Origin of the sequence: Pelagibacterium sp. (assembly GCF_965249125.1) — a bacterium.
Taxonomy (GTDB): Bacteria; Pseudomonadota; Alphaproteobacteria; order Rhizobiales; family Devosiaceae; genus Pelagibacterium.
The window spans coordinates 1,032,920-1,054,186 of the sequence record NZ_OZ252217.1 but is presented as its reverse complement, the minus strand read 5'-3'; the positions used below and the strand labels follow the sequence as shown (position 1 = coordinate 1,054,186).

Genomic DNA, 21,267 nt, shown 5'->3' with positions numbered 1-21,267 from the left:
CGCGCCGCGTCAACTCCCCACTTGACGCCAACGACGCGATCGGGCTCCTCTCGCTCCATGACCGAACTGCGCCAATCCGAACTCCGCGTCGCCGCCGACCTCGCCCGCCACAATCTGGACGGCACTGTCGTCGTGCTCGATCAACTGGCAACCACCGCAATCATGGCCGCCGAGGCTCTCGGCGTAGAGGTTGGCCGAATCGTCAAATCGCTGATCTTTGTCGGCGAGGAAACCGGCGAGCCGATCATGGTGCTGGTCTCGGGCGCCAATCGCGTTCATGAAAAGCGCACAGGTCGCCAGATCGGCCAGAAGCTCGGCCGCGCCGATGCCGATCTGGTGCGCGAAACCACCGGATTTGCCATCGGCGGCGTTTCGCCACTGGGACAACTCACATCCATTCCCATTTATATGGACAAAGATCTGTTCGCATTTCAAACCGTGTGGGCAGCGGCTGGGAATGCGCGATCGGTGTTCGAAATTACGCCCGACGATCTCGCCCGCGTCACCGGCGCGCCAGCCATCACCGTCACCTGATCTCCCCGGAGCCCGAAAATAGTCTACCTCCTGCTCATCGTCGGCCTCATTCTGCTCGTCGCCGGCGGCGAAGGTTTTGTGCGCGGGTCGGTGGCCATCGCCGAAAGGCTCGGCATGTCCGCCCTGCTGATCGGGTTGACACTGGTCGGTTTCGGCACCTCATTGCCGGAACTGGTAACCTCGGTTCAAGCCGCCCTCGCCGGCGCGCCCGGAATTGCCGTGGGCAATGTGGTTGGCTCCAACATCGCCAATATCCTTCTGATCCTTGGCGTTACCGCGCTCATTTATCCCATCGCCGTGGACAAGGCCGTGCTCCGGCGTGACGGCTCGGTGCTGGTGCTCGCTTCGCTGGCCGCCCTGGCAATCGTCGTCATCGGCACGCTGGGGCGCTTGGCCGGGCTTGTTCTGGTCGCCCTGCTCATCGCCTATTTGTTCTATTCCTATTTCGCCGACCGCAAGTCGCAGGCATCGGCCGGTATCGCCGCGGAAGTCGAGGCGACGGGCGGCAAGCAGCCGGTCTTGGTTTCGATCCTGTTCGTGGTCGGTGGGCTCGCTCTCACGGTGCTTGGCGCCCGCCTCCTGGTGTCGAGCGCCGTCGAAATCGCCACGGCACTCGGCGTTTCCGAAACCATCATCGGCCTGACCGTCGTCGCCATCGGCACCTCGCTGCCCGAACTGGTCACCTCGGTCGTCGCCGCGCTGCGCCGCCACACCGATCTGGCGCTCGGCAACATTATCGGCTCGAACATCTTCAACATCTTTTCGATCCTGGGCATCACGGCCCTGATCCAGCCCATTCCCGTTCCCGGCGAAATCATCGAACTCGACATATGGGTCATGCTCGGTGCCACCGCGCTCCTGCTGGGCTTTTCCTACACCCAGCGCGAGATCGTCCGCTGGGAGGGTGGCGTGCTCCTCGCCCTTTATGCCGGATATATCGGCTGGCTGGCGCTGGGCGCCTTGGGCTAATCGGCAAACGGATCGACGAACGTCCAGTCCCCGAACCGATTACGGAACCACGTCGATTGCCGCTTGGCGTATTGCCTTGTTGCAATCACCGCGCGTTCCACGGCCACCTCGCGGCTCATATCGCCCGCCAGCATCGCCGAAATCTCCCCAACGCCAATCGCCTTCATCGCCGGCAGCGACGGATCGAGATTGCGCGCCATCAGCGCCTGGACCTCTTCTATCGCCCCGGCCTGCATCATCGCCTCGAACCGCTCGGCAATCCGCCGCCGCAATACCGCACGCTCCGGCATCAAAACGATCCGCTCCAGCACATGGCCATCGAGCAGTCCCGGCCCGTTGACCTGCTGAAATGCGCTCAGCGGCCGACCCGTCGCCATCAGAACTGAAAGCGCCCGCACAACCCGCTGCGGGTCGGCAATTTTGATCCTCCTGGCGGTTTCCGGGTCCCTTTCGGCCAGCAGCGCCATCCGCCCTGTTTCATCGAGATCTTGAATCAGTTTCTCAGCCTGCACAACGAAACCGGCTTCGATTGCCGGGACATCCGCGAATCCATTTACGAGCGCATCGAAATAAAGCCCTGTCCCACCAACGAAAATCAGCTCCTGATTCTCTTTCTCAGCCTCTTGAATCTGTTTGTGAGCATCGGCCAGCCATGCCCCGGTCGAATAGCGGACCGATGGATCCACATGCCCGAACATTTCATGCCGGGCTCGTTCCAGTTCCTCGGCGTTGGGCCGCGCCGTCAGCCGGTCGAGCACGCCATAGACCTGCATGGAGTCCGCATTGACGATCCGCGCTCCAGTCTCGCGGGCTCGCGCAATGGCCAGCGCCGTCTTGCCGCTCGCGGTCGGACCGGCTATCAAAACCGCGCGCTTTTTTCCGTCCCTTGCCATGGCCCCGTCTATGTCCGTCCTCGTTCTGATCGCCAATCCCGAAGAACCGGTCCTGTCCAGCGCCCTGGTCGAAACGATCCAGCGTGAAACCCATGGCGAAATCAACTGGCTCGCGCAAGGCATAGCCTGCGAGATCATTGCGCCCCGCACCGCCGATCCGGTGATGACGGCCCGCGAAGTGATCGGCTCACAGCCCGTGGACGCCGCCCTTGTCGCGCTCGCCAACCGGCGCAGGCAATTGCTCGTCGCCGACATGGATTCCACAATGATCGGGCAGGAATGTATCGATGAGTTGGCGGACGCGCTGGGCCTCAAACCCCAGGTCGCCGAAATCACCGAACGCGCCATGCGCGGCGAACTCGATTTCGAAGCAGCTCTCGATACCCGCGTTGCGCTTTTGAAGGGCCTTGAGCGCAGACTGGTCGAGGAAATCCGCCGCGAACGCATCACCCTCGCCCCCGGCGGCCGCGCCCTGATCCAGACCATGAAGACCCATGGTGCCTATACCTCATTGGTCTCGGGCGGCTTCACCCTGTTCGCCGATTATTTCGCCAAGCGCATCGGCTTTGACGAAGCCATCGCCAACGTCCTGCAATTTGACGCCGAGGATCGCCTTACGGGCACTGTCGAAAAACCCATCGTCGACAAGACCACCAAGCGCAATCGCCTCATGGCTCTGGCAGCGGAAAAGGGCCTCGCCATCGCCCAGACCATGGCTGTGGGCGACGGCGCCAATGATCTCGACATGCTCCAGGCCGCTGGCCTCGGCGTCGCCATCCACGCCAAGCCCATCGTCGCCGAACAGGCCGCCGTCAGGATCGATCATTCCGATCTCACGGCCCTGCTCTATCTCCAGGGCTATTCGGACGACGACATAGTCAGATGAGGCTCGAAACCGAACGCCTGGTCCTGCGTCCATGGCAAAACACCGACCGCGACGCGTTCGCCGCAATCGTCGGTGACCCGCACGTCATGCGTTATTACACCGCCACCCGTGACCGGGCCGCCGCCGATGCCTGGATCGACCAGATGATCGCGGGTCTCGAGGCGGGCACCTCACGCTTCCTCGCCGCCGAGCGGAAAGCGGACGGCCAACTGATCGGCCTGATCGGCACTGCCGCCATAAATATGGAACTGCGTGGCAACCCGCCCGAGGAAATCGGCTGGGTGCTGGGCGGTCGATATTGGGGACAGGGCTACGCCCCCGAAGGCGCGCTGGCCCATATCGCCGACGCATGGCGCCGTGGCCTGCCCGAACTGGTCGCCTTCACCGCGGCCATCAATGCACCCTCACAGCGCGTCATGGAAAAGATCGGCATGACCCGCGATGCCGAGGGCGATTTCCTTCACCCCCGCATCGCCGAAAACCACCAGCTCCGCAGCCACGTCCTCTACCGCATCGCCAATCCGGCCCAATCCTGACAAATCCTGTCATGGCCCCTGGCTAGTGTGACTTTTCTTGCCAAAGAGGAGATCCGCTATGTCCATTTCCGGAAGCTGCCATTGCGGCGCCACCAGATTCGAAATCGATTTCACCCCCGAAACCGCGACGCGCTGCAACTGCACCTTCTGCACCAAGAAGGGCGCCCTATGGGCCTATTGCGAGCCCGATCAGTTCCGCCTGACCACTCCCCTGCGCAACGCCGCGCAATACTCCCCGACGACGCCCGAAAACAGGCACTATTTCTGCCCCGTCTGCGGCTGCGCCACCTTTTCGGACAACCCCGACTACTCGGCCTTCGCCGAGGGTGATTGGGAAACCGCCGAGGCCAATTTCGATCCCACACGGCGCCGCATCTCGATCAACCTCTGGGTGCTCGACGATTTCGATATCACCGCCCTGCCCATCGACAATCTCGATGGCCGCAATCAGTGGTAGCGCAGTCCCCGGTGGTTACCACCGCACGAGCGCCAGAAGCACCAGCCCCGCCCCGGCCATCCCCAATGCCGCCAGCCGCAATTGCGGGCTGGGCATCGTGAGAACCTGCGCGATCATGCGCTTCATCTGCTCGGGAAATGCCGCATAGAGCAGCCCTTCGATGACAATAGCCAGCGCCAGCGCCGCAAAAAGATCGCCCACCCTCTTCTCCTCAACAAAAAGAGGCGCACCCTGGGTGCGCCTCGAACGTCTTGCGACCGGACCCTTACTGGGCCGGTGCCGGCTCCGCCGGAGCGGCCTCGGCATCGCCCGCGGGGGCGGGTTCAGCCGGCGCCGGTTCCTCAGGGGCGACTTCGCCGCCGAGATTTTCCGTTTCGATCAGCTGTTCGAGATCCTGAACATTCTGCTCGAGATCGTCGACCCCTTCTCCCGATACCAGCGAGTCGGTGGCCAAAAGGTCATCGATCTCCGTGGAATCGACAGGCTCCTCGCTCGGTCCTTCCACCCCGATATCGATCGGCGTTGCCGTCGGTGCCGGGAAGTCGGGCAATGCGCCGTTCGAACCGAAATAGTTGAAGAACGCCGAGTCCGGCGAGAGGACCATCGTTGTGTTCCCATCGGCAAGAGCGTTGCGATAGGCCTCCATCGAGCGGTAAAACTCGAAGAATGACTGATCCTGCGAGTAGGCTTCGGCGAACAGACGGTTCTGTTCCGCATCACCTTCACCGCGAATGATTTCGCTGTCACGGTTGGCAGCCGAAACCACCTCGACGGCCTGACGGTCGGCGATGGCGCGAAGGATCTGTGCCTGTTCCTGACCGCGAGCGCGGATCAGCGCGGCTTCCGCATTACGCTCGGCCTGCATACGCTCATAGGTCTGCTGGGAAACTTCCGGCGTCAGGTCGGTCACCAGAACGCGGACGTCGACAACCTCGATCCCCAACTCGGTCATGTCGGCGGCCACCAGGTCGCTGGCTTCACGCATCATTTCCGAACGCTGTTCGGACAGCGCCGCATCGAATTCGCGCAGGCCGTAAACCGCACGCAGGGCCGATTCCAGGCGGGTCGCGATACGCTGTTCGGCAAGCTGGAGGCTGCCGAGCACCGACTGGCGGAACCGGATGGGATCGACGATACGATAGGTGATGAAGGCGTCCACGATATAGAACTGGCCGCCCGAAACCTGCAGGCGGATGCGTTCGAGATCGTAACGCAGCAGGCGCTTGTCGATATATTGAACGGTTTCCACGAAATCGGTCGGAACCTTGAAATAGATACCCGGTTCCTGGATTTCGCGCGTGATCTCGCCAAAGCGCATCACGATGGCCTGTTCGCGCTCGTTGACGATGAACAGGGATGAGAACAGCACATAGGCGGCAATGACCAGTGCGACGATTGCTATAACGAGCCGGTTCATTACTGGTTACCTCCGCTCTGGAGGGTGGACCCGCTGCTTCGCAGTTCGGGCAGCGGCAGATAGGGAATAACCCCCGAACCCTGCCCGCCTTCGAGCAGCACCTTCTCGGTTCCGCCCAGAACGTCTTCCATCATTTCAAGGAAGATACGCTGGCGGGTAACCTCGGGCGCATTGCGGTATTCGTTGTAAACGGCAACGAAACGCGCTGCCTGACCTTCGGCTTCATTGACCACGCGGTCACGATAGGCCGCGGCCTCTTCGCGGATCGCTGCGGCCTGACCACGCGCGCTACCCAGAAGCGTATTGGCGTATTGCCGAGCCTCTTCCTGGAAGCGGTCTTCGTCCTGCAAGGCGCGCTGCACTTCGTCGAACGCATCGGCCACTTCGGCGGGCGGCGCCACGTTTTCGATCGAGATGTTCGAGATCGTCACGCCCACGCCATAGCTGTCGAGGATGGTCTGGGTGATCTGCTGCACTTCGAGCGCGATGCCGGTACGATCGTCACGGAACACGTCCTGCGCCGTACGGCGTCCCACTACTTCGCGCATGGCGCTTTCGGCAGCCTGACGGACCATCTCGTCGGGGTCGCGGACCTCGAACAGATAGAGCCGCGGATCGGCAATGCGCCACAGGATCGAGAAGCTCATGTTCACGATGTTCTGGTCACCCGAGAGCATCAGCCCGCTGTCGCTGGAGCTGCTCGTTCCCGTGCCCACGCGCGTCTGGTTTTCAGTGGTGGACGCGCGCTCGACGCGTTCGATCGGCCACCAATGGAAATGCAGGCCCGGATTGGAAAATTCATCCTTGGGCTGCCCGAACAGCAGCTCGACGCCCACTTCGTTGGGCGCGATGGTATAGATCGACTGGCTGCCCCAAAAGACCAGCGCAGCCGCGACCACACCGACCACCAGCCAGCGACCGCCACCGGGGATATTCCCGCCACTGCCGAACTGCTGCCGGCCGCGCGCCAGAATGTCTTCGAGATTGGGAGTATTGTTTCCCCCGCCAGGACGGCGTGGTCCGTTGCCACCGCCTCCTCCGCCCGGCGCCTGGCCCCATGGACCACCGCTGCGGCTTCGGCGGCCGCCCCTAATGTCTTCCCACGGCATTTCGTCCCTTTCGGTTTGTCGTGAAAGTGCTTTTGCTTATTGATGTTTTATATAGGCAAGGCTGGCCCCTCGATCAATGGAAACCGGGTGCGGCACTAAGCACCTGACGCCATGGTAAACGCGATTTTGACCGCGCCGTGATCGCCGCGATCTCTAGCGCCGCTCATAGAGCGTGACGACAAAGCGCGCGCTGTCCTTTTCCCCCGGCACGATTTCGGGCAACACGGTGCCCGCCCAGACGGCGGGATCGATCGGAGGAAAAAATGTATCTCCGTCCGGCGCGGCGTCCACATGGGTGATATAGAGCCGCTCCGCGATCGGCATCGTGGCGCGATAAATCTCACCGCCGCCATTGATGAAAACCTCATCGACCCCGTCGCGCTCGGCAATCTCTTGCCCCCGCGCAATGGCGTCCTGCAAATCCCCGAACACTTCGACGCCCTCAGGCGCGAAATCGGCGCTTCGGGTCACCACGATATTGGTGCGCCCCGGCAGCGGCTTGCCTATCGATTGAAACGTCTTGCGCCCCATGATCAGCGGCTTGCCCATCGTCGTGCGCTTGTAGAACGCAAAATCAGTCGGCAGCCGCCACGGCAGGTCGCCCTCGGCCCCGATCGCCCCATTGCGCCCCACCGCCGCGATCATCGCAATCACGGCGCTCATGACTTGCCCGCCAATGCCGCAAGGTCCGTCCCGCTCACCCGGCACACCGTCCATTCGTCCTGCATCACCGCCCCCTGCGACTTGTAGAATTCAATCGACGGTTCGTTCCAGTCGAGCACCCACCACTCGAACCGCCCCAGACCCTCGTCGATGCAGCGCCTCGCCAGATGCGCAAGCAACGCCTTGCCGATCCCCTTGCCGCGTGCCTCAGGCTCAACGAAAAGATCCTCGAGCCATATCCCATGGCGGCCCTGAAAGGTCGAAAACGTATAGAACCATAGAGCGAACCCCACGGGTTCACCTTCAAGCTCGGCAATCTCGCAAAAGACCTTCCGATTGTCTCCGAACAGATTGTCGGCAATGTCGTTTTCGCTCGCTTCCACCTCGTGGCTCAGCTTTTCGTATTCCGCGAGCTTGACGATGAAGCGGTGCACCAAACCAGCATCCTTGGGTTCAGCGCGTCGTATGATGAGGGACATGGGCGGTTTCAGGTTCGATGTAGCCCGGACAATGGGTGATTCCGCCGAACGCGGCAAATGGTTCCCACTGGATGCAGCTCAATCGAGCGTCCGGCGATATCGCAGCATGGCGATGGCGGAGATGACGATCAGGATCACGACAAGGGCCCAGAGTTCCCCCGAAACGTCGGAAATACCGCCCCCCTTGAGCATGACGGCGCGCACGACACGCAGGAAATGAGTGGCGGGCACCACGGTGCTGAGCACCTGCGCCCAGCCCGGCATTGCCGCAAAGGGAAACAGAAAGCCCGAAAGCAACACCGAAGGCAGAATGGTGAACACCGAGAGCTGCATGGCCTGCATCTGCGAGCGCGCCACCGCCGAGATCAGGAATCCCAGCGCCAGATTGACGACGATGAACAGGTTAAAGCCGACAAAAAAAGCCGGCCACGCCCCCTCGAACGGCACGTTGAACACGGCGAGGCCGGCCAAAAGAAACACGATCGTCTGTATATATCCGACCAGCACATAGGGCAGGATCTTGCCCGCCATGACCTCCAGCGGGCGGGCCGGCGTGGCGATCAGCATCTCCATGGTGCCGCGTTCGGTCTCCTTGACGATGGCGATGGCGGTCATCATGACCAGCGTCATTGAAAGGATGATGGCGAGCAGGCCGGGAACGATATTGGTCGAGGTACTGCCCTCGGGATTGTAGAGTTTGTGGACTGCGATACCAAAGGGCGTCGGCGTCGGTGCAAGGCGCCCCAGCGCGCCCGAAAAAGTGTCGGCCATGGCGATCCGCACGATGCCGTCGAGGGCGCCCACCGCCCCGCCGACCGCCGCCGGGTCCGAAGCGTCGGCAACCACCAGAAGTTGCGGCCGCAGGCCCCGAACAACATCGCGCTCGAAATCCTCGGGGAACACGACAATAAAGGAGGCACTGCCATTGCGCAGCGCCCGCTCGCCATTCTCCGCCCCGCTTACGGACCCCTGTATGTCGTAATACTCCGACATTTCCATGCCCGAAACGATGGCGCGCACCAGCGGGCCGTCATCGTTCAACTCGATCAGCGTCGGCATGTGTCGCGCATCGGAATTGATGATGAAACCGAACAGCAGCAATTGCATGATCGGCAGCCCTATCATCATGGCAAATGTGACGCGATCGCGCCGCATCTGGATGAACTCCTTGGTCAGAACGGCCAGAAACCGCGCAAGGGAAAAGTTCATGCCGCGCCGCGGGCGAAATTGTCCCGCGCCCCTGCCATCAGAAAGATGAAGGCTTCTTCGAGTTCGGAAGTCTTCTCCGTCCACTCATGGGTGCCGCGCTTGCGGTAAGTATCGGCCACCGCTTCGAGCCTGGGGCGATCAGTGCCCGATACATGCAGGACCGAACCGAACCGCGCGACCTGCGCGATCGCCTTCTCTTGCTTGAGTTCTGCTTCCAATGCGGCGATCCCGGGGCCCGAGACCCGGTAGGTCACAAGCCCGATCATCGCGGGAATGTCCGCCGCCCTCCCGTCGATCAGCTTTTTGCCATAGGCTATATAGGTGATGAAATCGCACTGGATGGCCTCGTCCATATAATGGGTCGAGACCAGAACGGTGACGCCTTTGGCCGAAAGCCGACGGATTTCGTCCCAGAAATCGCGCCGCGCCTTGGGGTCCACACCGGCGGTCGGCTCATCGAGCAGCAGCAGCTGGGGATCGTGCAACAGGCAGGCGGTCAGCGCCAGCCGCTGCTTCCAGCCGCCCGACAACGAGCCCGCGAGCTGGTTTTGCCGGTCGGCAAGTCCAAGATCGCCCAGCGCGTCATCGACGCGTTGCCGACGCCTGTCCAGCCCGTACATGCGCGCCACGAAATCCAGATTCTCGCGGATCGAGAGGTCTTCATAGTAGGAAAATTTCTGCGTCATATAGCCGACCTCCTGCTTGATGCGGTCGGCCTGCCTGCGCACATCGAAACCAAGGCATGCGCCCTCGCCCTCATCCGGCGTCAGCAATCCGCACAGCATGCGGATGGTCGTGGTCTTGCCCGAGCCGTTGGGGCCGAGAAAACCGTAGATGGCGCCGCGCGGCACCATGATGTCGAAATGATCGACCACCCGCTTTGCGCCGAACGATTTGGTCAACCCCCTGACGTCGATGACCGCCTCGCCACTCATCGCGAAACCGTAACCGGCTGGCCGGGATGCAATTCCGAACCCTCGTCCAACACCGCTTCGACAAGAAAGGTGAGCCGGGCGCGTTCCTCGCGACTGTAAATGACCGGAGGCGTGAACTGGGGATCGGGAGAGAAATAGCGCACAGTCGCGGTGAGCCCGTCAGGGCACAGGTCACAGCTTATGGAAACTGCGTCACCCAGCTCGAAATCCGTCCGATCCGCCTGCGGAAGATAAAACTTGACCTTGAGCGCATCCACGGGGAGCAGCGCCACAGCCGGGATGCCAGTGGCCAGGAACTCACCGGCGCTGAAATAGACGCGCGCCGCGAGACCATCCACCGGAGAGGTGACAACGCGATCATCGAGCGCCAACCGAGCCTGTTCCGCATTAGCCCGCGCCGCCGCAAGCGACGCTTCGGCTGCGATCCGCTGCGGATCGCGCGCCGGCAGCTCGGCAACCCGCAATTGGGCTTCGAGCTCGTCCACCTGGGCCTGTGCGCGCTCCAGATTCGCGTTGGCCTGATCGGCCTGCGCCTGCGGCGCCAGCCCGCGCTCCAGCAACGCCCCGGTGCGCTCGGCCTGCTGGCGGGTCAGCTCGAGATCGGCCCTGGCCCTGGCAAGGCTCGCCCGGATGACGTCGAGTTCGGCGTCGCGGCTGCCCGTCGAAAGATTATCGACATTGGCCTGTGCCGCCGCGACCTGGGCCAGCGCCGCATCGAGCGCGGCCCGCTGCTGGCCATCATCGAGGGTAAACACAATGTCGCCCACCTCGATCGCATCGCCCTCGCGCGCCGCCATCGCGGTGAGTGTGCCGCCCGCCGGAGCGGCAAGATAGACATAATCGGCTTCGACATAGCCGTTCCACGCCGGTGGCTCGGACACGCCGAACCCCGGAACGATCATGGCAATCAGCCCGAACAGCCAGGAGACGAACTCATCCATGACCTCACCCCGCATCCGCCGCGCCCGGCGCGCTCAGGCCGTCGAACAGGACGGTAAGATGATTGTCGATCAACTCTTCGATCTCGATCCCGCCCTTGGGAACGATGCCAAATACCTCGGCAAGCAGGACATGAAGAACCAGCGGCCCCACAATGGACCGCACTGTCAGTTCCGGATCGACCGGGCGCAGATATCCTTCGGCGATGCCCCGTTCGATGAGCGACACGACCACCGGAATGACATGATCGAGAACTTCCCGTCGATACATCTCCGCTAGATGGGGAAAGCTGACCACTTCACGCAGAACGACCTTGGGAATGGCCCGAACCTGCGGGTCGGAGAACCGGCCGCCCAGCATTCTGATCGCGCCTGAAAGGATGATCCTCGGGTCGCCATCGAGATCTCCGAGTTTCCTTATCGCACTCTCGGCAATGGGAAGGATTCCCCTGCGCACCAGCCCTTCCAGCACCGCCTCCTTGGAGGGAAAATAGAGATAGACAGTCCCCTTGCTCACCCCGGCGCGTGCCGCGATGTCCTCCACCCGCGTTGCGGCAAATCCTTTTTCCACAAACAGCGCCAGCGCAGCGTCCAGCACCTCGTCCGGCCGGGCTTCCGACCGCCTCCGGAATTTCGGACTGCTACGCCTGACACCGTCACCCATTCTCACCCACCTTCACGAACATGCGCTCACGCGCTCCGCTCATATGCCGACCATACTCCAATTAATAACTGACCAGCCAGTTATTTGCAATCCATGGACATGCTGTCCCATTAGGCGCAAGATGCAGCAAGCCCCGCAGGGACCAGCGCCCGGCAGGGCTCTTTTAACCCGCGCCACAGCACACCGGATAGCCGGTATTGCCCGCCCGTTGCGCGGGCCAATGGGAGTTCAACAGACTGAGCGTCGCGTTTACCAAGGAAGAAAGCGCGGAAACGGCATCGGAAACCCTGCTGCCCGATCGCCCGATTTCGCCCGAGCCCAACCTTGTGACCGAGGCTGGGCTGAAAGCCCTGCACGACCAACTCGATGCGGCCCGCACGGCCCACGAAGCGGCCAGCACCATTGAAGACGTCAACGACCGCCGCCGCGAAGCGGCCGGCCCTTTGCGCGATCTGCGCTATTTCATGCAGCGCGTGCGCACCGCCCAACTCATCCCGGCCCCGGCGCAAACCGATACCGTGGCGTTCGGCAGTACGGTCACCTTCAGCCGCGACGACGGCCGGATACAGAAATACCGGATAGTGGGCGAGGACGAGGCCGACCCCAGCGCCGGATCGATCTCCTACGTGTCACCCCTTGCCCGCGCCATGATGGGAAAAACCGTCGGCGACCTCGCCACTCTGGGCGACAGGGAAATCGAGATCATCGATATTTCTTAGAGCGCCTCCAGCAAAAGCATGTCCTCGACCCGATCGGGGATGGAAACGGTTGTCCGGTTCGGACGCGCGAGGAAACAAGAACCAGGAACCCGCGATTGAAAGACCCGAAGGGCCGCGCAGGCGAAAAGCGGATTTGATCTAGAGCGCTTCCAGGATAAGTGGCTACCACTTATCCGGTTCGGAAGCGCGATAAAACAAAGACTTAGAGCAATTGAAGCGATTCAAGGAAGCGCTGAAATGCTTAGGTCAGATATCGGAACCACTTGCGCTCAAGCGCAGCGGTCAGGTCGATGCCGTTCTGCTTGGCAAAGATCAGCAGCATGGCCAGCACATCCGCCGCCTCGTCCTCGAGCGCCTGACGCAAACCATCTTCGGACTCGCCCTCGCGTCGTCCACGCCTGGTCGTCTTGAGAAAGGCCGCCACCAGTTCTCCGGTCTCTTCGGAGAGTTTCAGCGCCGCCCAATTGCGATCCCTGTCGATATCGCACCGCGTGGCATAAGTGTCCGACACCTGCCCTACTGCCCGCGTCAGCGCCGCAAGCTGCGCCTGCGCAGCATCCTTATCCGGCTTCAAAAGTCGTCCCTCCGTACCACGAACAGCATCTCGATATCCTGCTGGAGCGCTTCCAGGATAAGTGGTTACCGCTTCATCTGGACACGCGACAAAACAAAGGTTTAGAGCGCCGGCCCAAAAGCCATCGCTCCAATCGACCATGCTTTCATACCGCCACCTGTGCCCTGATGTGCGGATCGGGGTCGTACCCAACGATCTGGAAATCCTCGAACTCGAAATCGAAGATCGAATCCCGCTTGTTGACGATCTCCAGCCCCGGCAGCGGCTTTGGCGAACGGGCCAGCTGCGTCCGGGTCTGCTCGAAATGATTGTGATAGATATGGGCATCCCCCAGCGTATGGACGAAATCGCCCACGCCAAGTCCGGTCACCTCGGCAATCATGTGGGTCAACAGCGCGTAGGAGGCGATATTGAAGGGCACGCCAAGAAAGATATCGGCCGAGCGCTGATAGAGCTGGCAGGAAAGCTTGCCCTCGGCCACATAGAACTGGAACAGGCAGTGGCAAGGCGGCAGCGCCATGTCGTCCACCTCCGCCGGGTTCCAGGCCGAAACGATGTGACGGCGTGAATCTGGCCTGGTTCTGATCTGCTCGACAAGGTTGGTGATCTGGTCGATATGGCGCCCGTCGGGCCCAGGCCAGCTCCGCCACTGGCTGCCATAGACCGGGCCGAGATCGCCGTTCTCGTCGGCCCATTCGTCCCAGATCTTGACCCCGCGCTCCTGCAGCCAGCGCACATTGGTGTCCCCGCGCAGGAACCAGAGCAACTCATAAACGATCGACCGGATATGAAGCTTCTTGGTCGTGAGCAGCGGAAACCCCTCATTGAGGTCGAACCGCATCTGGTAGCCGAACACCGACCGGGTTCCCGTCCCGGTCCTGTCGGCCCGGTCCACCCCGTTTTCCATCACATGGCGCAAAAGATCGAGATACTGCTTCATGGAAAGAAAGCTATACTGATTCTATGCCGTCGCGGTCCGGCTCATGCCCGCGCCATTCACAGCTTTCAGCGATAAACCTCGCGCCGGTGACCAGCCTCGACGACCAGGATTATCAGATCGTCGTCCAGGATGTCGCAGATAATCCGGTAATCGCCGACCCGGTAGCGCCAGAAATGCCCGAGCCTGGACCCGGCGAGCGCCTGGCCGACGCTGCGCGGATTATCCAGGGTTTCGACATGCTCATGAAGGTATTTCCTCAGCCGCGCTTCCGTCTGCGGGCCGAGCTTTCGTATCTGCCTGACCGCATCGCTGGTATATCTAACGGTCCAGCTCAAACGCTGCCCCGGCCTCTTCCACGCTCAGAATCCGGCTTTCACCGGATTTGAGGCGCATAACTGCGCGTTCGGCAAGCAGGAGGTCTTCGATATCCTCGAGCCCGCTGGCGATGGCGGCGCTCAGCACCTCCTTGGGATCCTTGCCCGTTTCCGCGGCCAGCGCCTTCAGACGCGCTTCCAGTTCGGGCGACAAATCGATGGTCACAGACATGGCTTGCTCCAATCGAAAACCAATATGGGGTGCCCAAAGAATAGTGTCCACCCTCTTCCCCTGGCGCCTCATGGCCCCTATATTGGACCTGCCGGCAACGGCTATGGCGATAAATTGCCATCGTAATAAACCCATCGGACCCGGGGGCAGTACCCGGCGCCTCCACCAAAATCCCTCTGCTTACAGAGGCTTATGGGGGCGAAACAGGATCGACGAGGGCGTAAAGGGTGTGTTTTCGCTCGGCATGGTACCACCGTTATCGGACTAAAACTTATAGTTGCTAATGACAACAATAAGGCTCCGGTCTCTCTCGCCGCTTAAGCGGTGCGAGAACTGGGAATTGAAGTCCTACGCTCCTAGCCGGGCATAGGCGGGGTCCGCAGGCACCTGGCAACAGAAGCCTGCATTTCTCCCGGAGCGCTTTCAGAAAAAGTGGTCCCACTTTTTCGGTTCGAAAGCGTGACAACCAAATAATAGGCTAAGTTTGACGTTTCAACGAAACGCAAAACTGCCAGCTTGAACCCCCGCTTAAATTCAGGCTGTTATGGGCTCAATCAGAATCGCTTAGGGAGCCGCCGTAAATGGCACAAGACCACATCCGCTACGACATCTTGGCCCAGGAAGCCCTGCGCGGCGTCGTACGGAAAGTGCTGAGCGAAGTTGCCCGCACCGGCCTGCCCGGAGATCACCACTTCTTCATTTCCTTCGTCACCCAAGCCCCCGGCGTGCGCCTGAGTCAGAAACTGATCTCCCAGTACGACAAGGAAATGACCATCGTCCTCCAGAACCAGTATTGGGACCTCAAGGTCTCCGAAACCGGTTTTGAGGTCGGCCTTTCCTTCGATGGCGTCAACGAAACCCTCCTCATTCCCTTTTCGGCCATCAAGGGCTTTTTCGATCCCTCCGTCCAGTTCGGCCTCCAGTTCGAAGTCGCCGAGGTTCAGGCCGGCCCGCGCGTCGTCGCCGACCCCGATGACGACGAAGGCGAAGACACGGGCGATGTGGCCGAGACAGACGAACCCGCAGCCGAAGAAAGCGGCGAAAAAGTCGTCAGCCTCGATTCCTTCCGCAAGAAATAAGCCCCGGTGCGCAAGCGCTCGCTGACCATAGCCGGCCACCGCACCTCCATCGCCCTCGAGCCGCCGTTCTGGGACGCGCTCCAGTCCATCGCCGATACGCGCGAAACCTCCCTGCCCCATCTGATCGCCGAGATCGACGAAAGCCGCGAGGACCCCAATCTCTCCTCGGCCATCCGCGTTTTCGTCCTGGCCTGGTTCCGCTCAGCGTCCGGGCGTTAGAGACTGCAATTCCAGAGCGCCCGGCGGCAGCACCGTAAACGATGAATTGGGATTGCTCGGCCCACCCGGCTGCGGCTGTAATGGCGCAGGGTCGGGCTCGGAAAGCTGCTCTTGGAGCTCTTCGAGTTGACGCTGCTGCTCCTCGATCTGTAAGCGTTCGGCCTCTTCCTGTTGCTGTTGCAACAACAGTTCGGCCTGCCGCCGCGCCTCTTCCTCCATCAGCCGCGCCTGTTCCTCTGCAACCGCGCGCTGGCGTGCCTCCTGCTCGGCCCGCAACGCCTCGAGTTCGTCGAGCTCGATTTCATAGGCCCGCATCTGGATCGCATCGACCATCGGCCCCAGATCGAGGCTTCGCTCGGGCGCAAACAATGTCCCATCGATCCCGACCCCGATGCGGCCCGTGGTTTCGGTAATAAGGCCATTGCCGGCCAGGGCGCGGGTCAGGGCCAGCGTCCAGTCCGCTTCGAGCCCGGCGATTGCCACATCGAGGCTCCCGCCGCCCACCAGCCGCGCGTCACCGCCGTCGATGGCAATGTTGGCGATCCGCGCCACTCCACCGATCAACCGCACCAGCCCGCCCGCGTCCTGGCTCTCGAACGGACCGGACTGCAGCGCCGTCGCCACGAGAATTTCCAGCGCCTCGGGTTCGATCTCGATCAGATTATCCACGTTGGCCGCCGCCTGGAACGCCTCCGGCGACAGCCCTTCTATCCGCAGATCCTCGACCGAGAAGCTGCCCTCCCCGTTCAGCGATCCCGCAAATGTCCGATAGCTGTCCCCGCTCCCCTGAAACTGCATCCCGAGGGTCAGCGTGCCGCCCAGAACATCGGCCGGTGTGTCGGGCAACGCCGCATCGATAGCAACGCCGTTGAGGGTCAGCCGCCCGCCCAGGCTCTTGTCGGCCAGCGCCGAGGCACAACAAGCCGTTGCGTCGAGCTGGATCGTTCCGCCCCCGAATTCGCCGAACAACCCGCGCAGCCCCACATCCTCCTCGCCCCAGGCATAGTCGAAAGCCAGCGCTTCGATCAGCCGCTCGTCATCCGCCATCAGCACCGGCGCCGTAATGGCGATCCGCCCTCGTGTGGCCCTCTGGCTGGCACCCAGATCGACCGGGCCATCGGGCCACAGACCGGGCGAGAGGTTGAGCACACCGGCCGGACCGGCCAGCATGGCCGCCACCGTCTCGACATCGAGCCCGTCGAACTCCAGCGATCCGGTCACCACAGCCGTTTCCCTCTGTGCCGCGTAAGACAGCCTGCCGCCAATCGCGCGCTCGGCGGCAAAGGCCGAAATCTCGGACAGCGTAACGCTTTCATTGCCCACAAAGCCGATATTGGCCTGCCCTTCCAGACCCGGAAACCAGACACCTTGCGCTCCGGCCATCTCAGACAGCGCAACCCCGTCGGCAAACAGGAACGAGGTCTGCCCCTCGCCCCGGATCGATCCCAGATCGGCCAGTTGCAGCGTGCCGGAAAAATCGATCCGCTCCCCGCCGCCCTCCAGCGAGAATTCTGCATCCATATTGCCCACGGGATTGCCTTCGAGCCGCGCGCTGGCGATCGCGCCATCCTCCCCGGCAATCAGCGGCGCGAGCCCAAGCTGGTCGAGCAATCGGGTGCCGCTCTCTGCCGCGGCCTCCAGCGTCAAAACCAGACTCTCACGCCCCAAGCCGGTTATGCCGCCGGTCATTTCCAGCCGCCCGGAAACATCGCTCACCCCGGCCCTGCCATCGAGCGTCAGGGTCTGCACACCATCGCGTCCGGGCGTTTCGAGAAGCACCGACATTTGCGCTGGAAGGCTGCCCAACACGCCTTCCCGCAACGGATTGTCCTCACCGGCCAGCAGCCCCACCATCGGAGCGCCCGATGCGATGTCGAGACGTCCCTCGCCCGCGATCACCGGCGCCGCCAGCGTACCCGACAGCCGCCCGGTCCCCTCGAACCCGACCCCGCCATAGGCTTCCACTGCCAGGCTCTCGAACTCAAGTCCTTCAGCGCTCCACGCCGAGCGCAGCGACAGATCGCGCAGCGCCATTCCTCCGATCCGCGCCGCCTCCGCGTCGAGATCCAGCCTTCCCTGCGGAAAGCTCAGCCCGAACGCTCCCGCCGGATCGATCGGCGGCAGCAGCGCCAGCAACGCCGTGCTCTGCCGTGCGTTGAGCGCCGACAGCCCCGCCGTTACCTCAAGCGATGGCGCATCCCCGAACCGCATATCGCCCGAAACCGTATGGACGGTCTCGTCAAGCACCAGCAATCCGTCGCTGAACCGCAGCCGGTCATTGACCAGTTGCACCCGCCCGTTGAGCGACCCGCCCATCCCGAACAGCGGATTGCCCTCCCCGGCCCGCTTCCAGAGCAGCGAGAGCGCATCGAGCCGTGGCGACGCCATCGACAGGGTGCCCTCGAAAGCCGGCCAGCCCGCAGCCCGGCCCAATTGCCCGGTAAGCTTGAGCGTCGTGTCTCCCGACAACCGCCCGGAAAATTCCTCCACGGTCCAGCTGTCGCCGTCGCTGGTGGCGTCGAGCCGCACGTCGCGCACCGCCATGCCACGCACCGAAAGCTCGTTGATCGACATGGCGATCCGCCCCGGCAGAGGCGGCGTCAGCGGTTCGGGCATGCCGCGCAACAGCCGGACAATCTCGAATGGCCGTGCCCCCTCTTCGGTTACCGCGCGCGGTTGCAGCGTCACCACGCCGCCCGACACGGTCGCATTGAAGGCCGGCTCGGCCCCAAGGCTCAGCGAGGCTTCCCCTGTCAGCCGCGTTGCCGTCTGGTTCTCGTCGGGAAGCAGCACGAATTCGGGAAGCTCTATGCGCTCGGCGTCGGCAACAAGCGGACTTTGCAGCGTCATTGCCCCAACCACCGCCTCGCCCTGATCGGCCGGGGCCGCCTGCCGATACGTCAGTTCCCCGGTCAGGCTCGGCGCCCCGCCTGTTTCCAGCAAGCCCTCGGCCGTCACCGAAAACGCCCCGCTCACCGGCCGCACAAAGGCGCTGAGTTGCATCTGCCCGGCCGCGTTCATTGCCGATGTCGAAACGCGCACGCCATAGGCCGTGTCGTCATGGACGGCCTGCCCCTCGATGGCGAACGGCCCGCGCACGCCCGTCAGCGCCATGTCGCCGTTGAACCCTTCGGCCCGCCAGCTTTCTCCACTGCGCAGGTCTGTCAGCCGCACCACGCCATCGCTCAGCCGCGCATTGGCGATCGAGACATTGGTAACCGTCGCCGATTGCGCCAGCGTGATCGGTGTCTGCAATTGCCCCGCTTGGTCGATCACCAGATTGAGTTCGGGCTCGATCAATCGCAACTGGGTGACGTTGAACCGGTCGCGCAGGAAATCCATAAGCGACAGGTCGGCCTCGACCAGCCGCGCCGATCCCACCGGCGCGTCCTCGGGCCCCAGCCGTGCATTCTCGAAATGCATGCGCGGCTGCGGCAGCAGGGTGAAATCCATGTCCCCCGCAATCTCGACCTCGATCCCCAGCGCCTCGGCGGCCATCTGTTCCATGCGCGGCTTGTAGGCATTCCAGTCGATGAACCAGGGAACGACGAATGCGCCCCCCAGCAAAAGGATCGCGATCAGTCCGATGGCGATGTAGATGCGATTTGCCAAGCCGTTGGCGTCCTTTCCCCGATTCAGCGAGAACATTAGGCATATCCCCCCGCCGCGTCACGGCCATTCCAGTGCGATCGCCAAAAGTTTCAGTGTTTTCCGCCTGATGGCGGCGAAAATCGCCGATACGGCACCTCTCCCTTGCGACAATGTCCCCGCCGTCCTAAACCGGGCTGCACGCCCGAGCAGCGGAAATCCCATGACGACGCCGATCAAGACGGCCAAGCAGATCTATTTCGTCACCCAGCGCTGGGTCCGCCCGCATCTGGCGAGCTTTTTCACCCTGCAACAGCCCCGCCTCTGGCTTCTGGCCATCCTGCTCGGCCTGATCGGCGGCGCGCTGGGCATCGCCTTCCGCCTCGCCATCGGCTTTGTGCAATGGGTCTGGCTGGGCACCACAAGCGAACAGGTTCTCACAACGCTGTCCACGCTCCCCTGGTGGTGGCCAATGATCGGTCCTCTCGGCGGCGGCATCGCCGTGGGCGTTATTCTTTATTTCTGGCGCCCGCTGGGCCGAGCCGGCGGTGTCGCCGACGTCATCGAGGCCCGTGTGCGCGAATCCTCAGCCCTCACCTTCCGTGGGGCGACGGTTGCAACGCTGGTTACCGCCATCACCCTCGGCTCAGGCGGCAGTGGCGGGCGCGAGGGGCCCATCGTCTATTACGCCGCCGCCGCGTCGAAACTGGGCTTTCGCATCTTCCGCCTCCCCGCCGCCGCGCGCCGCATCGCGCTCGCCTGCGGCGTGGCCGCCGCCATTTCTTCCTCGTTCAACGCCCCCATCGCCGGGGTACTGTTCGCCCACGAAGTCATTCTGGGCCATTTCGCCATGAGCGCCTTCGTGCCCCTGGTCATCGCCTCGGTCGTCGCGGCCATTATTTCCCGCCTCTGGTTCGGCGAAGCGCCTGCCTTCGTCATCGATCCGGCCGCCATCACCATTTCGTCCTATCTCGAAATTCCCGCCTTCGCCCTTCTGGGCCTCGTCTGCGCCGCCGTCGCCATCCTGTTCCAGACTGCGCTCATTGGCGGCGATTGGCTCTCCAAGCGCAGCGGCACCCCGATCTGGATCCGCCCGGCCATCGGCGGTCTGCTGGTGGGATTGATCGCGCTCGCCTTCCCCCATGTGCTCGGCGTCGGCTACGAAGCGACCGACATGGCGCTGGCCGGCTCGCTCGATCTCTGGCTCATGCTGGCCCTGATCGTCGCTAAAACCGTCGCAACGACAATCACCCTCTCCTCACGCGCCGGTGGCGGCGTCTTTTCCCCCTGCCTTTATCTCGGTGCCATGACCGGTGGCGCTTTCGGCATCATCGCCACCTCGATCTTCCCCGATGTCGCCTCCTCGGTCGGGCTCTACGCCCTGATCGGCATGGGCGCGGTCGCCGCAGCGGTATTGGGCGCCCCCATCTCCACTGCCGTGATGATTTTCGAATTGACCGGCGGCTTTGCCTTTTCCATCGCCCTGCTGCTCGCCGTCGGCATTGCCACGGGCCTGTGCCAGGCCGTCATGGGCCGTTCCTATTTCCACTGGCAGCTCTATACGCGCGGCATCATGCTCGAAGAGGGCCCGCACAAACACGCCGCCCAGTTCATCCGCGTGCGCGATTTCCTCCGCCCCCTCCCGCAAGGCGAAGACACAACCTTCGACATAGCCTCGGGCGCCCCCTGGCTGCGCCCCACCGAAACCCTCGAATCCGCCCTCAAAGCCTTCAACGCCAGCGAGGTCTCCCACCTGCCCGTCATCGAAACCAAAACCAACGCCATCATCGGCCACGCCCACCACGTCGACGCCCTCGCCAGCTTCAACAAGGCCCTGGTGGCCCATTCGAGGGAAGAACACAGTTAGAAGTTTCCGGTCCGCCCTGAATGGTCGATTGCTGGCCGCTGCAATG

23 protein-coding genes, 1 other RNA gene and 1 pseudogene are annotated in these 21,267 nt (G+C 62.7%); 10 read left to right on the top strand and 15 right to left on the bottom strand.

Annotated features, from left to right (window positions below; genetic code table 11):
• The first annotated feature begins 57 nt into the window (after positions 1-57).
• The gene (locus ACP148_RS05190; protein ID WP_421951548.1) at positions 58-534 is read left to right on the top strand and encodes a YbaK/EbsC family protein; all 477 of its coding nucleotides are present in this window, start codon (positions 58-60) and stop codon (positions 532-534) included.
• Between the two features lie 18 nt (positions 535-552).
• The gene (locus tag ACP148_RS05185) at positions 553-1,503 is read left to right on the top strand and encodes a calcium/sodium antiporter (protein WP_421951791.1); all 951 of its coding nucleotides are present in this window, start codon (positions 553-555) and stop codon (positions 1,501-1,503) included.
• Here ACP148_RS05185 and miaA read toward each other — a convergent pair.
• Positions 1,500-2,396 (bottom strand): tRNA (adenosine(37)-N6)-dimethylallyltransferase MiaA, encoded by an 897-nt coding sequence (gene miaA, locus ACP148_RS05180; RefSeq protein WP_421951547.1) that lies wholly within the window; start codon positions 2,394-2,396, stop codon positions 1,500-1,502. The two genes, ACP148_RS05185 and miaA, sit on opposite strands and share 4 nt — an antisense overlap.
• 10 nt (positions 2,397-2,406) lie before the next feature.
• On the opposite strand from miaA, the gene serB reads away from it, so the two are divergent.
• Genes serB through ACP148_RS05165 form a run of 3 tightly spaced genes read left to right on the top strand, consistent with a single transcriptional unit; the run spans position 2,407 to position 4,275 of the window.
• Positions 2,407-3,282, top strand: a complete 876-nt coding sequence (gene serB / locus ACP148_RS05175) for a phosphoserine phosphatase SerB (protein ID WP_421951546.1) — start codon at positions 2,407-2,409, stop codon at positions 3,280-3,282.
• The gene (locus ACP148_RS05170; RefSeq protein WP_421951545.1) at positions 3,279-3,818 is read left to right on the top strand and encodes a GNAT family N-acetyltransferase; all 540 of its coding nucleotides are present in this window, start codon (positions 3,279-3,281) and stop codon (positions 3,816-3,818) included. Before serB ends, ACP148_RS05170 begins: the two co-directional genes overlap by 4 nt.
• Before the next feature lie 58 nt (positions 3,819-3,876).
• Positions 3,877-4,275: a GFA family protein gene (locus tag ACP148_RS05165; RefSeq protein WP_421951544.1), complete on the top strand. Its 399-nt coding sequence runs from the start codon at positions 3,877-3,879 to the stop codon at positions 4,273-4,275.
• Positions 4,276-4,290: 15 nt separating this feature from the next.
• On the opposite strand, the gene ACP148_RS05160 is transcribed toward ACP148_RS05165, so the two are convergent.
• From ACP148_RS05160 to ACP148_RS05120, 9 genes and pseudogenes are all read right to left on the bottom strand, one after another.
• Positions 4,291-4,476: a DUF2065 domain-containing protein gene (locus ACP148_RS05160; protein ID WP_421951543.1), complete on the bottom strand. Its 186-nt coding sequence runs from the start codon at positions 4,474-4,476 to the stop codon at positions 4,291-4,293.
• 328 nt (positions 4,477-4,804) lie between these two features.
• Positions 4,805-5,692, bottom strand: a pseudogene (gene hflC, locus ACP148_RS05155) (protease modulator HflC); the annotation flags it as partial.
• Positions 5,692-6,801 carry an FtsH protease activity modulator HflK gene (gene hflK / locus ACP148_RS05150; protein WP_421951542.1) on the bottom strand — a complete coding sequence of 370 codons (1,110 nt, stop codon included), beginning with the start codon at positions 6,799-6,801 and terminating at the stop codon, positions 5,692-5,694. The gene hflK and the pseudogene hflC, both read right to left, overlap by 1 nt.
• A gap of 153 nt (positions 6,802-6,954) precedes the next feature.
• Positions 6,955-7,464: a dihydrofolate reductase gene (locus tag ACP148_RS05145; RefSeq protein WP_421951541.1), complete on the bottom strand. Its 510-nt coding sequence runs from the start codon at positions 7,462-7,464 to the stop codon at positions 6,955-6,957.
• Positions 7,461-7,943, bottom strand: a complete 483-nt coding sequence (locus tag ACP148_RS05140) for a GNAT family N-acetyltransferase (RefSeq protein ID WP_421951540.1) — start codon at positions 7,941-7,943, stop codon at positions 7,461-7,463. Before ACP148_RS05140 ends, ACP148_RS05145 begins: the two co-directional genes overlap by 4 nt.
• 78 nt (positions 7,944-8,021) lie before the next feature.
• Entirely contained in the window at positions 8,022-9,152 is a 1,131-nt protein-coding gene (locus ACP148_RS05135; protein ID WP_421951539.1) for an ABC transporter permease, read from the bottom strand.
• Positions 9,149-10,087: an ABC transporter ATP-binding protein gene (locus ACP148_RS05130; protein WP_421951538.1), complete on the bottom strand. Its 939-nt coding sequence runs from the start codon at positions 10,085-10,087 to the stop codon at positions 9,149-9,151. The genes ACP148_RS05135 and ACP148_RS05130 overlap by 4 nt, the downstream gene beginning before the upstream one ends.
• Entirely contained in the window at positions 10,084-11,028 is a 945-nt protein-coding gene (locus ACP148_RS05125) for an HlyD family secretion protein (protein ID WP_421951537.1), read from the bottom strand. Before ACP148_RS05125 ends, ACP148_RS05130 begins: the two co-directional genes overlap by 4 nt.
• Before the next feature lie 4 nt (positions 11,029-11,032).
• On the bottom strand, positions 11,033-11,689 hold the full coding sequence (locus ACP148_RS05120; RefSeq protein WP_421951536.1) for a TetR/AcrR family transcriptional regulator: 657 nt from the start codon (positions 11,687-11,689) through the stop codon (positions 11,033-11,035).
• A gap of 236 nt (positions 11,690-11,925) precedes the next feature.
• Here ACP148_RS05120 and greA point away from each other — a divergent pair, with 236 nt between their 5' ends.
• Positions 11,926-12,408, top strand: a complete 483-nt coding sequence (gene greA, locus ACP148_RS05115; protein ID WP_421951790.1) for a transcription elongation factor GreA — start codon at positions 11,926-11,928, stop codon at positions 12,406-12,408.
• Positions 12,409-12,649: 241 nt separating this feature from the next.
• Here greA and ACP148_RS05110 read toward each other — a convergent pair whose 3' ends face one another.
• The 4 genes from ACP148_RS05110 to relB all read right to left on the bottom strand — a co-directional run bounded on the left by ACP148_RS05110 (position 12,650) and on the right by relB (position 14,468).
• Positions 12,650-12,982: a MazG nucleotide pyrophosphohydrolase domain-containing protein gene (locus tag ACP148_RS05110; RefSeq protein WP_421951535.1), complete on the bottom strand. Its 333-nt coding sequence runs from the start codon at positions 12,980-12,982 to the stop codon at positions 12,650-12,652.
• 145 nt (positions 12,983-13,127) lie between these two features.
• Complete coding sequence (locus ACP148_RS05105) at positions 13,128-13,922, bottom strand: thymidylate synthase (protein WP_421951534.1); 795 nt, start codon at positions 13,920-13,922, stop codon at positions 13,128-13,130.
• Positions 13,923-13,987: 65 nt separating this feature from the next.
• Positions 13,988-14,257 carry a type II toxin-antitoxin system RelE family toxin gene (locus ACP148_RS05100; RefSeq protein ID WP_421951533.1) on the bottom strand — a complete coding sequence of 90 codons (270 nt, stop codon included), beginning with the start codon at positions 14,255-14,257 and terminating at the stop codon, positions 13,988-13,990.
• Entirely contained in the window at positions 14,241-14,468 is a 228-nt protein-coding gene (gene relB / locus ACP148_RS05095) for a type II toxin-antitoxin system RelB family antitoxin (RefSeq protein WP_421951532.1), read from the bottom strand. The genes ACP148_RS05100 and relB overlap by 17 nt, the downstream gene beginning before the upstream one ends.
• A 51-nt stretch (positions 14,469-14,519) precedes the next feature.
• Between relB and ssrA the strand changes: the two genes are divergently transcribed.
• From ssrA to ACP148_RS05080, 3 genes are all read left to right on the top strand, one after another.
• Positions 14,520-14,876, top strand: a transfer-messenger RNA (tmRNA) gene (gene ssrA, locus ACP148_RS05090).
• Positions 14,877-15,049: 173 nt separating this feature from the next.
• Positions 15,050-15,547 (top strand): SspB family protein, encoded by a 498-nt coding sequence (locus ACP148_RS05085; RefSeq protein WP_421951531.1) that lies wholly within the window; start codon positions 15,050-15,052, stop codon positions 15,545-15,547.
• A 6-nt stretch (positions 15,548-15,553) separates the two neighbouring features.
• Entirely contained in the window at positions 15,554-15,766 is a 213-nt protein-coding gene (locus ACP148_RS05080) for a ribbon-helix-helix domain-containing protein (protein WP_421951530.1), read from the top strand.
• Here ACP148_RS05080 and ACP148_RS05075 read toward each other — a convergent pair.
• Positions 15,749-19,414, bottom strand: coding sequence for an AsmA family protein (locus tag ACP148_RS05075; RefSeq protein ID WP_425033201.1), 3,666 nt, complete (start codon positions 19,412-19,414; stop codon positions 15,749-15,751). The two genes, ACP148_RS05080 and ACP148_RS05075, sit on opposite strands and share 18 nt — an antisense overlap.
• 163 nt (positions 19,415-19,577) lie before the next feature.
• Between ACP148_RS05075 and ACP148_RS05070 the strand changes: the two genes are divergently transcribed.
• Positions 19,578-21,221, top strand: a complete 1,644-nt coding sequence (locus ACP148_RS05070; protein ID WP_425033200.1) for a chloride channel protein — start codon at positions 19,578-19,580, stop codon at positions 21,219-21,221.
• The last annotated feature ends 46 nt before the right edge of the window (positions 21,222-21,267 follow it).